Source organism: Trinickia dabaoshanensis (assembly GCF_002879885.1).
GTDB classification, from domain to species: Bacteria; Pseudomonadota; Gammaproteobacteria; order Burkholderiales; family Burkholderiaceae; genus Trinickia; species Trinickia dabaoshanensis.
On record NZ_PNYA01000011.1, the window covers coordinates 89,622 to 104,811 of the forward strand.

The following is a 15,190-nucleotide window of genomic DNA, read 5'->3' on the forward strand; positions in this document are numbered from 1 at the left end:
TTCGTTGTCTTTCGTCAAACCGCGGTGGCAGCGTCACACCGATTTCATACCGATTACTGCGCGGCGTCCTCGCCCGCTTCGTCGTCGGATGCGGCGCCTTCCGAGTCGATATCGACATCGGAATCGGCTTCCGCGATCTGCTGCAGGCCGGACAGTTTGGTACCCTCGTCGAGGCTGATGAGTGTAACACCCTGCGTGGCCCGGCCCATCTCGCGAATCTCCGAAACACGTGTGCGAATCAACACACCCGTGTTCGTGATCAGCATGATCTGGTCTTCGGCATCGACGAGCGTGGCGGCGACGACCTTGCCGTTACGCTCCGACGTCTGGATCGCGATCATACCCTTCGTGCCGCGCCCGTGCCGCGTGTACTCCGTGATCGGCGTGCGTTTGCCGTAGCCGTTCTCGGTTGCCGTCAGCACGGACTGCGTCTCGCTGCCGGCCACGAGCATCGCGATGACCTGCTGTCCGTCTTCCAACTGCATGCCGCGCACGCCGCGCGCCTCGCGGCCCATCGGACGCACGTCGTTTTCGTCGAAGCGCACCGCCTTGCCGGAATCGGAGAACAGCATGACGTCGTGCTGACCGTCCGTGATGGCGGCGCCGATGAGGTAATCGCCCTCGTCCAAACCGACGGCAATGATACCTTTGCGCATTGGTCTGCTGAAAGCTTCCAGCGGCGTCTTCTTGACCGTGCCGAGGGCCGTGCCCATGAAAACGAACTTATCCGCCGAAAATTCCTTGACCGGCAGCACGACGTTGATCTTCTCGCCTTCTTGCAGCGGGAACATGTTGACGATCGGCCGGCCGCGCGAGTTGCGCGAGCCTTGCGGCACCTCGTACACCTTCACCCAGTAGACGCGGCCGCGGTTCGAGAAGCACAGCATGTGATCGTGCGTGTTCGCGATGAACAGCGTATCGATCCAGTCGTCTTCCTTCATCTGCGTCGCCTGCTTACCGCGCCCGCCGCGCTTTTGCGCGCGGTATTCGGACAGCGGCTGCGACTTGACGTAGCCCGTGTGCGACATCGTCACGACCATGTCCTGCGGCGTGATCAAATCTTCGGTGTTCAGCTCCGTGGCGTTCAGCTCGATCTTCGAGCGGCGCGCGTCGCCGAATTCGGCCTTCACGGCCGTCAACTCGTCGGTGATGATTGCCGTGATGCGTTCCGGCCGCGCGAGGATATCGAGCAGATCGGCGATCTGAGCCATGACTTCCCGGTATTCGCCGATGATCTTGTCTTGCTCGAGGCCCGTCAGGCGTTGCAGACGCATCTGCAAGATTTCCTGGGCCTGCGTATCGGACAACTTGTACAGACCGTCGCCCTGCATACCGAAAGCCGGGTTCAGGCCTTCCGGACGGTAGGCCTCGCGCCCGCCGGCCGCGGCATTCTCGGACTCGGCGCGCGACAGCATCTCGCGCACGAGCGAGGAATCCCAGGGGCGCGCCATCAACTCTTGCTTGGCGATCGGCGGCGTGGGGGCGGCCTTGATGATCGCGATGAATTCGTCGATGTTCGCGAGCGCCACCGCGAGACCCTCGAGCACATGGCCTCGTTCGCGCGCTTTACGCAGCTCGTATACAGTGCGCCGCGTCAACACCTCGCGCCGGTGCGAGAGGAATGCGTCGAGCATTTCCCGCAGATTCAGCAGCTTGGGCTGGCCGTCCACGAGCGCGACCATGTTCATACCGAACGTGTCTTGCAGCTGGGTCGCTTTGTACAGATTATTGAGCACGACCTCGGGCACTTCACCGCGCTTGAGCTCGATGACGACGCGCATGCCGCTCTTGTCCGATTCGTCGCGGATATCGGAGATACCCTCGAGCTTCTTCTCGTTGACGAGCTCCGCAATGCGCTCGAGCAGCGAACGCTTGTTCACCTGATAAGGGAGCTCGTCGACGATGATCGCCATGCGCTGGCCGCGGTCGATCTCCTCGAAGTGGGTAGCCGCGCGCATGACGACGCGGCCGCGGCCCGTGCGATAACCGTCGCGCACGCCCGCCACGCCGTAGATGATGCCGGCCGTGGGGAAATCGGGCGCCGGGATGATCTCGATGAGCTCATCGATGCTCGCCTGCGGGTTTTTCAGCAGATGATGGCAGGCGTCGACGACTTCGCTCAGGTTGTGCGGCGGAATGTTCGTCGCCATCCCGACGGCGATACCCGACGAGCCGTTGATCAGCAAATTGGGGATACGCGCCGGCAGGATCAGCGGTTCGTTCTCGCTGCCGTCGTAGTTCGGACCGAAATCGACCGTTTCCTTGTCGATATCGGCCAGCAACTCGTGGCCGATCTTGGCCATGCGGATTTCGGTGTACCGCATCGCGGCGGCATTGTCGCCGTCGATCGAACCGAAGTTGCCCTGGCCGTCGACGAGCATGTAGCGCAGCGAAAAACTCTGCGCCATGCGCACGATCGTGTCGTACACCGCCGTATCGCCGTGCGGATGGTATTTACCGATGACGTCGCCGACGATACGCGCCGACTTCTTGTAGGCGCGATTCCAATCGTTGTTCAACTCGTGCATCGCGTACAGTACGCGGCGATGCACCGGCTTCAGGCCATCCCGGACATCGGGGAGCGCCCGCCCCACGATCACGCTCATCGCGTAATCGAGATACGAACGGCGCATTTCCTCCTCGAGGGAGATCGGCAGAGTCTCTTTGGCGAATTGATCCATTATCCGTATCGTTTTCGGTCGCGAGCGGCGCCCAACAACACGACGCGCCCGCTTCCCGGGGGCCCGGCAGGAGGCGCCGGGCATCACGCGATTCTAACATGGCCGCCATCGGCGCCCGCGATCTGCGGCATGTACTCCCCCACGGCCGCGCGAACCGGCGGCCCAAACGCCGTCGATTCTCGCCATCGGGGGATGCGATCGTTTCGCGCGTGCTGGCACGGCTCGTGCAACCGCCGACCGCCCGCAAAACCGCGCCCGGCTTTCCTGTTGCTCAAGCACCACAATCGAAAGAGGTGGCCGGAGACGGCGGGATTTTTTTTTCGTAAGAAGGGAACGATATGGCAAAATGCCAACGCACTTGGTTAGACGCTGCTCGAAGTGTCCACAGGGTCCCGCGTTTTTTGTGCCGCACCAATGTTATACTTCGAGCAATGTATGACTTGTTTTCGTCATCCAGGCTCGCAGTAAACCTGCGGTAATCTCAATTTCGAGAGGAGAAATATGAATAAATTTTCAAAGCTCGCGTTCATTGCAGCTACCGCAGTTGTGGCTGCATCCGCGTCGGCACAGTCGGTGCCGGCGTCGCGACAAGCTACGAACGACAACTGGGTGAACGGCACCGGCGAATACGTGTGGATGAACGGCACGAACGAGCTTTGCTGGCGCGATGCGTTCTGGACGCCGGCCACGGCCAACGCCAAGTGTGACGGCGCGCTCGTCGCGCAAGCCCCGACGCCCCCGGCACCGGTTGCTCCGGTCGCTCCGGCTATCACGAGCCAAAAGGTTACGTACCAAGCCGATACCCTGTTCGACTTCGACAAGGCTATCCTGAAGCCGGCCGGCAAGGAAAAGCTGAACGAACTGGCTTCGAAGCTCGAAGGCATGAATCTGGAAGTCGTCGTTGCAACGGGCTACACGGACAAGATCGGTTCGGACAAGTACAACGACCGTCTGTCGCTGCGCCGCGCGCAAGCTGTCAAGGCTTACTTGGTCAGCAAGGGCGTGCCCGCCAGCAAGATCTACACGGAAGGCAAGGGCAAGCGCAACCCGGTCAAGACGGACTGCGCGCAGAAGAACCGCAAGGCGCTCATCGCCTGCCTGGCACCGAACCGTCGCGTGGAAGTCGAAGTCGTCGGTACGCAGTCGAAGCAATAAGCTGCTTACCCTTCGGCATCACGAAAAACCCCGCCTCGGCGGGGTTTTTTTCTGGTGTCGCCCGATGCCGTCCGCCCGTTTTTGCCGCGGCGCGCAACCCTCGATATACTCAGCCTAATCCCGGCCCTCTCCCCTCTCGCAACGTTATGACGAATGCCGATCCCCACGAGCTACGGAAATTTAGCGACCTTGCACACCGTTGGTGGGATCCGAATGCCGAATTCAAACCGCTCCACGAACTGAATCCCGTCCGGCTCGGCTGGATCGACGCTCACGCGCATCTGCCGGGCAAACGCGTGCTCGACATCGGGTGCGGCGGCGGCATTTTGTCCGAATCGATGGCAACCCTCGGTGCCCAGGTCAAGGGTATCGATCTATCGAATCAAGCACTGGGCGTGGCCGACCTGCATAGTCTCGAGAGCGGCGTGACGGTGGAGTACGAGGAAATCGCGGCGGAGGCGCTCGCCGCGCGCGAGCCCGGCAGCTACGATGTGGTCACCTGCATGGAAATGCTCGAGCACGTGCCCGATCCGGCGGCGATCGTCAAAGCCTGCGCGACGCTCGTCAAACCCGACGGCTGGGTGTTCTTTTCCACGCTGAACCGGAACGTGAAGTCCTACTTGTTGGCCGTCATCGGCGCCGAATACATCGCCCAGATGCTCCCCAAGGGTACGCACGACTACGCGCGTTTCATTCGCCCTTCGGAGCTTGCGGGATTCGCGCGCGCCGCTCGCTTGCGCGCGGTAGAAGTCAAGGGCATCACGTACCGTCCGCTCGGCAAGCACTTCACGCTATCCGACGATACGAGCGTCAACTATCTATTTGCCTGCCGCCGCGACGCCTGAGCGGCCGCGCCTGCCGCACCCGACCCACTTCGCCCGCCCTTCGATCCGCGATCTATGAGCCATACGACCTCGCCGAGCGTGCAACAGGCCGACACGCCGAGCCTTGCGCACTGCCGCGCCGCCTTGTTCGACCTCGACGGCACGTTGGCCGATACCGCGCCCGATCTCGCCGCCGCCGTCAACAAAATGCGGCGCGACCGCGGCCTCGAACTGGTGCCCGTGGAGCAGCTGCGGCCGTTGGCGTCGGCCGGCGCGCGCGGTTTGATCGGCGGCGCCTTTGGCATCGGACCGGAGCACCGCGAATTCGCGCCGATGCGCGAGGAGTTTCTCGCCAATTACGAAGCCGACCTGTGCATCGAAACCACCTTGTTTCCGGGCATCGCCGAACTGCTCGAGGCGCTCGATGCGCGGGGCATCCCATGGGGCATCGTCACGAACAAGGTAGGACGGCTCACGATGCCGCTCGTCGAGCAACTCGGGCTTTTAGAGCGCGCGGGCTGTGTAGTCAGCGGCGACACGACGCCGCACTCGAAACCGCATCCCGCCCCGTTACTACACGCCGCCGAAGCGCTCGCGCTGCCGCCGGGGCAAATCGTCTACATCGGAGACGACTTGCGCGATGTTCAAGCCGGCTTCGCCGCCGGGATGGCGACCGTCGCAGCGGCCTACGGGTATTGCGGCGACGATTTGCCGCCCGCCATGTGGCACGCCCAGCATATCGTCGATTCGCCGGAGCACCTGGCGCGTCTGCTCGGCGTGCTCAGCTGAAATCGGCGTACCGGGCACGCGAATCTAGCCTTGCGGACAATTCCGCCGCCTTTCGTTCGCCTTGCCCCCTTGATTTCCCGCCGAGGCGCACCACCTGGTGTTCTGTGAGATAATCACCGTTCGCACTTGTAGGGGCCGACCTGGTTTCGACAAGGGTTATGAAGCAGTCAGGGCATGCCGAGGACCCGTCACCTCGTTAATCAATGGGAAAAACGTAACTGCAAACGACGAAACGTTCGCACTGGCAGCCTAAGGGCCGCCGTCCTCTGCCTAGCTCACTGACGGGCTAGCGTCGCAAGACCGGTAGCAATACCGCCAGAGGTCATATACGTCAGTTAAGCCTGGGTGGCGTCACGACGCCAAGGTCGAAAATCTAGTGAATCGCCGTTGCGAAGCGTGTTCGTCCGCGTCGCCACGGTTAAATCAAAAGATAGAACTACGCATGTAGAACTGATTGTGGACTGCTCTTGGACGCGGGTTCGATTCCCGCCGGCTCCACCAAAATACTGAAACCCCAACCGTTCCCGGCTGGGGTTTTTTCTTGACCGGTCGCGCCGGTTCCCGCGCGTCCTCGCCCCAACCTCGTTCCCTGACTAAGAGCACCCACGATCTGTCCGGAGGGGCACCATGACCACCCCGAATCTTCCCAAGATCGAGCACATTGACGTTCGTGCAAGCACGCCGGTCAAGCAGCTTCTGCAGGAGGCAGTGCGCGCCTGCCACAAAAACGTGAGCGAGTTCCTGCTCGACGCAGGCGTGACGGCGGCCACGCAGACCTACGTCTGCTGCCGGGGCCGGCGAATCGGCTGGCCCTCCGTGTATGGACAACCTAGGTGGCAGTCGAGCACCCGTACGCCTCGATGCGATCGAGGACACAACGGCACCCCGACGAGTTCAGCGCTCGCGGGGTGTTTTCTTTAGCACACCGAGTCTGCCGCGATCGAGTGCCGCCAACCCTCACTCGGCGTCTTCCGGACACTGCAAATTGCAGCCGTTCGGATCGCCGTTGTCCCCCTTCTTGCGCATCTTCGACGTACGGGATTGGTACTTCTTCGACGGGGCCGATGCCGCGAACTCCAATTGCGGATGCGCCTGGAGCTTGAATTCGTCCTGCAGGATTCCCCCCGGCACGCCGGGCGTGTTCTGCGCGAACGCGAGCGATGCGACTGTCAACAACATGCCGGCCATTGCGGTACCGGCGCATAGATTAACAAGCGATTTCATAACGATTTCGACGCCGCGCAAGGCGGTCTGGACTCAATGAATACGAAAGCCGTAAGCGTAACGCAGAACCCACCCAGCTTGCAGCCGACACTGTTACGGCAGTAAACGGAACGCGGCCGATAAGCGAAACGCAGCGGTTCGCTCTTCGGCCGGATCGGATCAGACGACATCGCCCGCACCGGGCGGCAGCGGCGCCCCGCGCAAGCCCGCCGCGACATCGATCAGTTCGCCGCAATGCGTCGGGTCGTAGCCTTCGAGCGTGGCCACACCCGCACGGAAGTCCTCGCTGCGCAATACGGCCAGCGCCGCCGCCAACGGCCCGGCCGTGAGCCGCGCGCGATCGCAAGCGAAGTAGTAGTCCTCGTCGACGATGGGTAGGAAATCGAGCCCGAAATGGTGCGCCGCCGGAGCCACGCCGAAACCGGCGTCGGCCATACCGCTCGCGACGAAGGCCGCGATTGCCGTGTGTGTCAGCTCGGTGGAGGCATAACCGTTGATCCGTTCGGGATCGATCCCAACGCTGTTCAACGCCAGATCGAGCAGCAGGCGCGTGCCGGAACCAGGCTGGCGGTTGACGAAACGCACGTCCGGACGCGCGAGGTCGTCCAAACCGCGTACTTCCTTGGGATTGCCTTTCGTGAGAAAGAGCCCTTGCTTGCGCCCGGTCAAATAAACGAGCACGTGCCGCCGGGGGTCGAGCCAGCGCCGGTAGATATCGGCGCATAGCTCGCGAAACGCGCCGCGCGGCAGATGAAAGCCGGCGAAGTCGCACTCGCCGCGCGCCAACGCCGCCACGGCCTCCGCGCTTTCCCGATATTTGATGTCGACCGCGCTAGGCGCCTGGGCGCCGAGCCGCGCCACGAGCGCGGCCACCGCGTAACCATGCGAAGCGTGAATGCGCGTCGTGCCGCCCGCGCCCAGTTGCCGGTTCAACTCCGCCGCCACTTCGCTCGCAAACAGCGTCAACGGCCCATCCAGCCGCTCCGCACAAGCTCGCTGCGCTTGGACAACCGCCCTTCCCAGGGCCGACAGCACCGAGCCCTTGCCGCGCTCTTTCGCGATCAGCTCGCCGCCGAGCCGCTCCTCCAGCGCGCGCAGCAAGCCCCAAGCGTGCCGGTACGAAAGCTGCCGTTCGCCGGCAGCTTGCGCGATGCTGCCCGTTTGATCGATAAGGGCAAGCAGTGGAACGATGTCCGTGAGGCTCACGTCGCGTCCCGCGTTGTCGCGTACGAGCAATTGCGCGACGCATTTGATCTCAATCATTTATGCTGTCCGACTTCCTATTGCACAACCCTGTCCCCACGCCTATTGTTCCAGTACAACGGCTAGAGCCGAGCATATATGCACGCTATATGACGAGCAAGTGCATATTGATGAGTCAAAGAGGAGCCCCACCTTGGAACACGCCAGCGCCGCGGCGCCGGACGATCTCGTCCGCCGGCACGTCTCGCCGGGCGCATCGCTGATCGCGGTGCTGCACGCCATTCAAGACGAGGTGGGCTTTGTCCCGCCCGACGTGGTCGCGCCGCTGGCGCGCGCCTTCAATCTTTCGCGCGCCGAAGTTCACGGCGTCATTACGTATTACCACCACTTCCGCACCCGGCCGCCGGCACACGTCACCGTCGCCCTGTGCCGCGCGGAAGCCTGCCGCAGCATGGGCACCGAAGCGCTGGCCCGCCACATCGAAGGCCGCACGCGCTGCCGCTTCGATGCGGCCCATGGCGCGGGCAACGCGGGGGAGCATGCGGGCCGCGATGGCCACGCCGAGGTGGAGCTCGAATCGGTTTACTGTCTTGGGCAATGCGCCCTTTCCCCGTCGATGACGATCAACGGCGCGCTGCACGTCAAAGTCACGCCCGAGAAATTCGATACGTTGTTCGACACGGCCCGCGCCGAGGCGACGAGCTCGGTATCCAATCCGGCGGAGGGTGCATGACAACGCGCGTCTACGTTCCTTGCGATTCGTCGGCACTCGCACTCGGTGCCGATGCGATCGCGCACGCCATCGTGCAAGAAGCCAAGCGCCGCTCGATCGACATCGAGCTCGTGCGCAACGGCTCGCGCGGCCTGCTCTGGCTCGAACCGCTCGTCGAGGTGCAAACACCGGCGGGACGCGTCGGCTACGGCAATGTCGAGGCGTCCGACGTCGCATCGCTGTTCGACGCCGGCTGGATGACGGGCGGCGCGCATGAACGCTGCGTCGGCATCGTCGACGAGATCCCTTATTTGAAGCGGCAGCAACGCTTGACGTTCGCCCGCTTGGGGTTGACCGATCCGCTTTCGATCGACGATTACGTGGCTCACGGCGGGCTCGCAGGGTTGAAGGCCGCGCTCGCAATGAGCCCGGACGCGGCCTGCGAAACGGTGCTCGAATCGGGACTGCGCGGCCGCGGCGGCGCGGCGTTCCCGGCCGGCATCAAATGGCGCACCGTGCGCGAGGCGAAAGCCGCGCAAAAGTACATCGTCTGCAACGCCGACGAAGGCGACTCGGGCACGTTCTCCGATCGCCTCGCGATGGAAGGCGATCCGTTCGCGCTGATCGAAGGCATGATCATCGCCGGCGTCGCAACGGGCGCAACGCGCGGCTATATCTACGTGCGCAGCGAATACCCGCACGCGATCGCCGCCCTGAACGCCGCGATCGGCCGCGCGCGCGCGGCCGGCTGGCTCGGCGAGCGCGTGCTCGAGTCCAACCACGGCTTCGAACTCGAAGTGGCCAAGGGCGCCGGCTCGTACGTCTGCGGCGAGGAAACGGCGCTGCTCGAATCGCTCGAGGGCAAGCGCGGCGTCGTACGCGCCAAGCCGCCCGTGCCCGCGCTGTCCGGGCTCTTCGGCCAGCCGACCGTGGTCAACAACGTGATTACGCTCGCGACGGTACCGCTCATCTTCGCGCGCGGCGCGGCGTTCTATCGCGACTTCGGCATGGGCCGGTCGCGCGGTACATTGCCGTTCCAGTTGGCCGGCAACATCAAATACGGCGGGCTCGTCGAACTCGCATTCGGCGTGACGCTGCGCGAGCTCGTCGAGACCTTCGGCGGCGGCACCGCGAGCGGCCGTCCGGTGCGCGCCGTTCAGGTCGGCGGCCCGCTCGGGACCTATCTTCCCGAAAGCCAGTGGGACATTCCGATGGATTACGAGGCCTATGCGCAAGTGGGCGCCGTCATCGGACACGGCGGGCTCGTCGTGCACGACGACACCTCGAATCTGGCCGAACTCGCGCAATACGCGATGCACTTTTGCGCCGTCGAATCGTGCGGCAAATGCACGCCGTGCCGTATCGGATCGACGCGCGGTGTCGAGGTCATCGCCCGCATCCGCGAAGGCGATACGTCGGAGAAGCAAATCCACCTGCTGCGCGATCTATGCGACACGATGGTGGCTGGATCGCTGTGCGCCATGGGCGGTATGACGCCCTATCCCGTGCTCTCCGCGTTAGACCATTTCCCTGAAGACTTCGGTCTTCGCCCCGCTGCGCCCAAAGCGGCCGCGGCCTGAATGACGGAGCTTCACATGCCCCAGGCGCCTGCCCACGCTCAATCCGCCGCGACGAGTTCCGGCGGCTGCGGTTCAGCCCACTGCGCGTGCCGTTCGAATGCGGCCGCCCCGCTCGACGAAACCGACTTCGGCACGCCTCGCCGGCATGCCGACACGGACGTCACGCTCGAAATCGACGGCTGCGACGTCACCGTGCCCGCCGGCACCTCGGTCATGCGCGCTGCCATCGAAGCCGGCGTGAACGTCCCGAAGCTCTGCGCGACCGACTCGTTGGAACCGTTCGGCTCATGCCGCCTTTGCCTCGTCGAAATCGAAGGCAAGCGCGGCTATCCCGCTTCGTGCACGACGCCCGTCGAGGCGGGCATGCGCGTACGCACGCAGAGCGACCGGCTGCAAGCGCTGCGGCGCAACGTGATGGAGCTCTACATCTCCGATCACCCGCTCGATTGCCTGACCTGCCCCGCCAACGGCGACTGCGAGTTGCAGGACATGGCGGGCGTCGTCGGGCTGCGCGAGGTGCGCTACGGGTTCGAGGGCGCCAACCACCTGCAGGATGCGAAGGACGAATCGAATCCTTACTTCACCTACGATCCGTCCAAGTGCATCGTCTGCAATCGCTGCGTTCGCGCGTGCGAGGAAACGCAGGGCACGTTCGCGCTGACGATCGCCGGGCGCGGTTTCGAATCGCGCGTCGCGGCGAGTGAAAGCCAGCCGTTCATGGAGTCGGAGTGCGTTTCGTGCGGCGCCTGCGTCGCGGCCTGCCCCACCGCCACGCTCGTCGAGAAAAGCATCACGTTCTCGGGCCAAGCCGAACATTCGGTCGTCACCACGTGTGCGTACTGCGGCGTCGGCTGTTCGTTCAAGGCCGAGATGAAGGGCTCGCAAGTCGTGCGCATGACGCCGCACAAGAACGGTCAAGCCAACGAAGGCCACGCCTGCGTGAAAGGCCGCTTCGCGTGGGGCTATGCCACGCACAAGGATCGCATCACGAAGCCGATGATCCGCGCCAAGATCACCGATCCGTGGCGCGAAGTGACGTGGGAAGAAGCGATTGCGTACGCGGCATCCGAATTTCGCCGCGTGCAGGCGAAGTACGGGCGCGATTCGGTCGGCGGCATCACGTCCTCGCGCTGCACGAACGAGGAAACTTATCTCGTGCAAAAGCTCGTGCGCGCCGCGTTCGGCAACAACAACGTGGACACCTGCGCGCGCGTGTGTCATTCGCCGACGGGCTATGGCTTGAAGACGACGATCGGCGAATCGGCCGGCACGCAAACTTTTGCGTCGGTCGAGCACGCCGATGTGATCATGGTCATCGGCGCCAATCCGACCGACGGCCACCCGGTCTTCGGCTCGCGCCTGAAACGGCGCCTGCGCGAAGGCGCGAAACTCATCGTTGCCGATCCGCGCCGCATCGATCTGGTCGACGGCCCGCACGTGAAGGCCGCCTTCCATCTGCAACTGCGCCCCGGCACGAACGTCGCGCTCGTGAACGCGCTCGCTCATACGATCGTGACCGAAGGGCTGTTGAACGAAGCGTTCATCGCCGAGCGTTGCGAGCCGCTCGCGTTCGAGCAATGGCGCGCGTTCGTTTCGCAGCCGGAGAACTCGCCCGAGGCAACGGCCGAGATCACCGGCGTTCCTGCGGAGCAGGTACGCGAAGCGGCCCGCTTGTATGCGACGGGCGGCAACGCCGCGATCTACTACGGCCTCGGCGTGACCGAACACGCGCAAGGCTCGACGATGGTCATGGGCATCGCCAACTTGGCGATGGCGACGGGCAACATCGGCCGCGAAGGCGTCGGCGTGAACCCGTTGCGCGGCCAGAACAACGTGCAAGGCTCGTGCGACATGGGTTCGTTCCCGCACGAGTTGCCGGGTTATCGCCATATCGGCGGCGACGAAGTGCGTCATCAATTCGAAGCCGCTTGGGGCGTGACGCTGCAACCCGAGCCGGGACTGCGCATCCCGAACATGTTCGACGCCGCGCTCGACGGCAGCTTCAAAGGCTTGTATTGCCAGGGCGAGGATATCGTCCAATCGGATCCCGATACACAGCACGTCGCGGCCGCTCTGACGTCGATGGAATGCATCGTCGTGCAGGACATTTTCCTGAACGAAACCGCGAAGTACGCACACGTGTTTCTGCCCGGTTCGTCGTTCCTCGAAAAGGACGGTACGTTCACGAACGCCGAGCGCCGCATTTCGCGCGTGCGGCGCGTCATGCCGCCGCTCCCGGGCTACGCCGATTGGGAAGTGACGTCGATGCTCGCGCGCGCGCTCGGCTACGAGATGGACTACGCTCACCCGTCGGAGATCATGGACGAGATCGCGCGGCTCACGCCGACGTTCCACGGCGTGTCCTATGCGTTGCTCGACCGGCTCGGCAGCGTTCAATGGCCTTGCAACGAAGAGGCGCCCGAAGGGACGCCGACGATGCACGTGGACGAATTCGTGCGCGGCAAAGGCAAATTCGTCATCACGCAATTCGTCGCATCGCGCGAGAAGGTCACGCGCCGCTACCCGCTCTTGCTGACGACGGGGCGCATTTTGTCGCAATACAACGTCGGCGCCCAAACGCGACGCACGGAGAACTCGCGCTGGCACGAAGAGGACCAGCTCGAAATCCATCCCCACGACGCGCAAGATCGCGGCATCAAGACCGGCGATTGGGTCGGCATCGAATCGCGCGCCGGGCAAACCGTGCTGCGGGCGCTCGTCAGCGAACGGATGCAGCCCGGGGTCGTCTATACGACGTTCCACTTCCCCGAATCGGGCGCGAACGTCATCACCACGGACAGCTCCGATTGGGCCACGAATTGCCCCGAGTACAAAGTCACGGCCGTGCAGGTGCAGCCGGTGCAACAGCCGTCGCAATGGCAGCAGCAGTACGAGCGTTTCAACGAAACGCAGCTCGAATTGCTGCGCGAGCGGTCGCTAGCCGCTACGACGACCGGGAAATGAACGCGATGGGCGCCAACAGAAACCCGACGAACGACAGCGAGCGGCAATGAAGATCGAGCATTTGATCGAAATGGCGAATCAGATCGGCGAATTTTTTGCGTCGATGCCCGATCGCGACGAAGCGCTGACCGGTATCGCCGATCACATCCGGCGCTTCTGGGAGCCGCGCATGCGGCGCGCGATCCTTGCATCGCTCGACGATCCCGCGGCGAGCGCGACGATGTCGCCGATCGTGCGCGAGGCCCTGGTGCGTGCCCGCGACGCGTTGACGCCGCACGCGGTGGCGTGAAAAGGTAACGTAGGGCGGCGCTCGCCGCCCTACGCGCTCCGTTCGGATCAACCCGTCTGGTGCGCGTGCAAGAACCACGTCTCGCAGTGACGCGCGAGCGCGCTCGCATCGGAAGCGGGCCGTCCGCGCGCGCCGATATAGCCGTCCGGCCGCACCAGATAGAACGCCGGACGCGTTCGCCCATACGTCAATGTGAGCGACGACGCATCGTCGTCTCCCGCGTCCGTCACGCGCCAGATCCGCACCACGCCCGGAAGCGCCGCCTCGATACCCTCGCTCAAGCGTTCGAGTTCCGGATCGCGCTTGATCTCGGGCGCGGCGAGCGATGCCGCCGCATCGAGTGCCGCCTCCTCGCCTCTCGGCAACTCGACGAGAACGAATAACGAGAAGTACGCCGGGTCGTGCAAATCGTATAGACGCGCCGTGCCCGGCGCCCGCCCAAGCGGCCCATCGACGACATGAACGAGCGCATCGGGCGCGCGCTCGCCGGCCCGCGGCCCGCCGTCGAGCACGCGCTCCAGCGTGAGCGGGCTACGCCGGTATTGAATCGCCAATTCGCTGACCATCAGTCTAGCCGCGTCCCGCAGGGGGCCGAACGCGGCTAGGACCGGCATCACGCGTTCGCGCAAGAGCTTGAGCGGTCCGCGCTCGGCCTCGGCCAGTTGGGTGACGAACGCCGTTTGACGCAACACGTCTCGCTCGATCGGATGGCGCTCGACCTGGTAGGTATCGAGCAGTGCATCGCCGCCCCGCCCGGTCAATGCGCACGCAAGCTTCCAACCGAGGTTCAACGCCTCCTGGATACCCGTATTCATCCCCTGCGCGCCGGCGGGGCTGTGAATGTGTGCCGCGTCGCCCGCGAGAAAGACGCGCTGCGCCCGCAGCCGCTCGACCATCCGGCTATTGATGTGAAAATAACTCGACCAGCTAAGCTCCGATAGCATCATCGGATGATGCGCGCGCCCCTCAGCGATGGTGCGGCACAAATCGAGCGACGGTTGCGCCGTATCGTCGGCCCCATCCTGCGGCGCCGCGCCGTCCGTCACATGGTCGGCGATGAAACGGTGGCGCCCCGCCCCCATCGGAATGATTCCGGCCAAGCCGTCGGCAGAGGCGAACATATGGAATTCGTCGTCCGACAAATCGGACACGATTTGAAGATCGGCAAGCACGAACGTCTGCTCGAAGGTTTGGCCCGCGAAGCTCAAACCGAGCAGATGACGCACGGCGCTGTGCGCTCCGTCGGCGCCGACGACGTAGGCCGCGCGGCAGATTTCTTGCCGGCCGTCGGCGTGCGTCAGTTGCGCCTCCACCTGCGCGGCGTCTTGCCGTAGCCCCACGAGTTCGACGCCGCGCTCGATCTGCACGCCCAACGCCGCGAGGTGTTCGGTCATCACCCGCTCGGTCGCCGGTTGCTCCAGGCACAGCAAATACGGATAGCGCGTATGGAGCGGATCGAAATCGAGCCGGGCAAGGCGAGTGCCATGCGAGTAAAGGTTCGCGGCGCGCAAACGGTGGCCGATCTCGAGGATCGGCTCGACGAGCCGGTGCTGCTCGAACAGCTCCAGCGTACGCGCCTGAATTCCGATCGCGCGCGAATGTGCCGCCGGCCGCGGTGAGCGATCGATCAAACGCACGGGTGCGCGTGCGCGCGCCAAACTCATCGCGCAAGCGAGCCCGGTCGGCCCAGCCCCCACGATCAGCACCGGCAGCGCATTGACGTTGACGGCGGCCATGCTTGTCCTCCGGCAAACCAAGAGATCTCGCCA

At 64.2% G+C, this 15,190-nt stretch carries 13 protein-coding genes and 1 other RNA gene; 10 read left to right on the forward strand and 4 right to left on the reverse strand.

The genetic code is table 11. The annotated features are described in order from the left end of the window. Positions 1–53 precede the first annotated feature (53 nt). Complete coding sequence (gene gyrA, locus C0Z18_RS13810) at positions 54–2,681, reverse strand: DNA gyrase subunit A (RefSeq protein WP_102645983.1); 2,628 nt, start codon at positions 2,679–2,681, stop codon at positions 54–56. 98 nt (positions 2,682–2,779) lie between these two features. Between gyrA and C0Z18_RS13815 the strand changes: the two genes are divergently transcribed. From C0Z18_RS13815 to C0Z18_RS13840, 6 genes are all read left to right on the forward strand, one after another. Continuing rightward, entirely contained in the window at positions 2,780–3,007 is a 228-nt protein-coding gene (locus C0Z18_RS13815) for a hypothetical protein (protein WP_102645984.1), read from the forward strand. A 175-nt stretch (positions 3,008–3,182) separates the two neighbouring features. Beyond that, positions 3,183–3,836 (forward strand): outer membrane protein OmpA, encoded by a 654-nt coding sequence (gene ompA / locus C0Z18_RS13820; protein ID WP_102645985.1) that lies wholly within the window; start codon positions 3,183–3,185, stop codon positions 3,834–3,836. A gap of 146 nt (positions 3,837–3,982) precedes the next feature. Further along, positions 3,983–4,681 carry a bifunctional 2-polyprenyl-6-hydroxyphenol methylase/3-demethylubiquinol 3-O-methyltransferase UbiG gene (ubiG, locus tag C0Z18_RS13825; RefSeq protein ID WP_102645986.1) on the forward strand — a complete coding sequence of 233 codons (699 nt, stop codon included), beginning with the start codon at positions 3,983–3,985 and terminating at the stop codon, positions 4,679–4,681. Between the two features lie 54 nt (positions 4,682–4,735). After that, positions 4,736–5,449 carry an HAD-IA family hydrolase gene (locus tag C0Z18_RS13830; RefSeq protein ID WP_102645987.1) on the forward strand — a complete coding sequence of 238 codons (714 nt, stop codon included), beginning with the start codon at positions 4,736–4,738 and terminating at the stop codon, positions 5,447–5,449. A gap of 131 nt (positions 5,450–5,580) precedes the next feature. Beyond that, positions 5,581–5,950, forward strand: a transfer-messenger RNA (tmRNA) gene (ssrA, locus tag C0Z18_RS13835). 126 nt (positions 5,951–6,076) lie between these two features. Beyond that, on the forward strand, positions 6,077–6,370 hold the full coding sequence (locus tag C0Z18_RS13840; protein WP_102645988.1) for a type II toxin-antitoxin system TacA family antitoxin: 294 nt from the start codon (positions 6,077–6,079) through the stop codon (positions 6,368–6,370). Positions 6,371–6,406: 36 nt separating this feature from the next. Here the strand turns inward: C0Z18_RS13840 and C0Z18_RS13845 are convergent, their stop codons facing one another. Both C0Z18_RS13845 and C0Z18_RS13850 read right to left on the reverse strand, forming a co-directional pair. Further along, a complete protein-coding gene (locus C0Z18_RS13845) occupies positions 6,407–6,673 on the reverse strand; it encodes a hypothetical protein (RefSeq protein WP_102646086.1) in 267 nt (88 codons plus the stop codon). A 159-nt stretch (positions 6,674–6,832) separates the two neighbouring features. After that, positions 6,833–7,936, reverse strand: a complete 1,104-nt coding sequence (locus C0Z18_RS13850; RefSeq protein WP_102645989.1) for a substrate-binding domain-containing protein — start codon at positions 7,934–7,936, stop codon at positions 6,833–6,835. Between the two features lie 133 nt (positions 7,937–8,069). Between C0Z18_RS13850 and C0Z18_RS13855 the strand changes: the two genes are divergently transcribed. From C0Z18_RS13855 to C0Z18_RS13870, 4 genes are read left to right on the forward strand one after another with little or no spacing between them, the layout of a single operon-like run. Beyond that, the gene (locus tag C0Z18_RS13855) at positions 8,070–8,609 is read left to right on the forward strand and encodes an NAD(P)H-dependent oxidoreductase subunit E (protein ID WP_102645990.1); all 540 of its coding nucleotides are present in this window, start codon (positions 8,070–8,072) and stop codon (positions 8,607–8,609) included. Beyond that, a complete protein-coding gene (locus C0Z18_RS13860; protein WP_102645991.1) occupies positions 8,606–10,168 on the forward strand; it encodes a formate dehydrogenase beta subunit in 1,563 nt (520 codons plus the stop codon). The genes C0Z18_RS13855 and C0Z18_RS13860 overlap by 4 nt, the downstream gene beginning before the upstream one ends. Positions 10,169–10,183: 15 nt before the next feature. After that, positions 10,184–13,132, forward strand: coding sequence for a formate dehydrogenase subunit alpha (gene fdhF, locus C0Z18_RS13865; protein WP_233217310.1), 2,949 nt, complete (start codon positions 10,184–10,186; stop codon positions 13,130–13,132). A gap of 46 nt (positions 13,133–13,178) precedes the next feature. Continuing rightward, a complete protein-coding gene (locus tag C0Z18_RS13870; RefSeq protein WP_102645993.1) occupies positions 13,179–13,421 on the forward strand; it encodes a formate dehydrogenase subunit delta in 243 nt (80 codons plus the stop codon). Positions 13,422–13,468: 47 nt separating this feature from the next. Here C0Z18_RS13870 and C0Z18_RS13875 read toward each other — a convergent pair whose 3' ends face one another. Beyond that, entirely contained in the window at positions 13,469–15,157 is a 1,689-nt protein-coding gene (locus C0Z18_RS13875; RefSeq protein ID WP_102645994.1) for an FAD-dependent monooxygenase, read from the reverse strand. Positions 15,158–15,190: the final 33 nt, after the last annotated feature.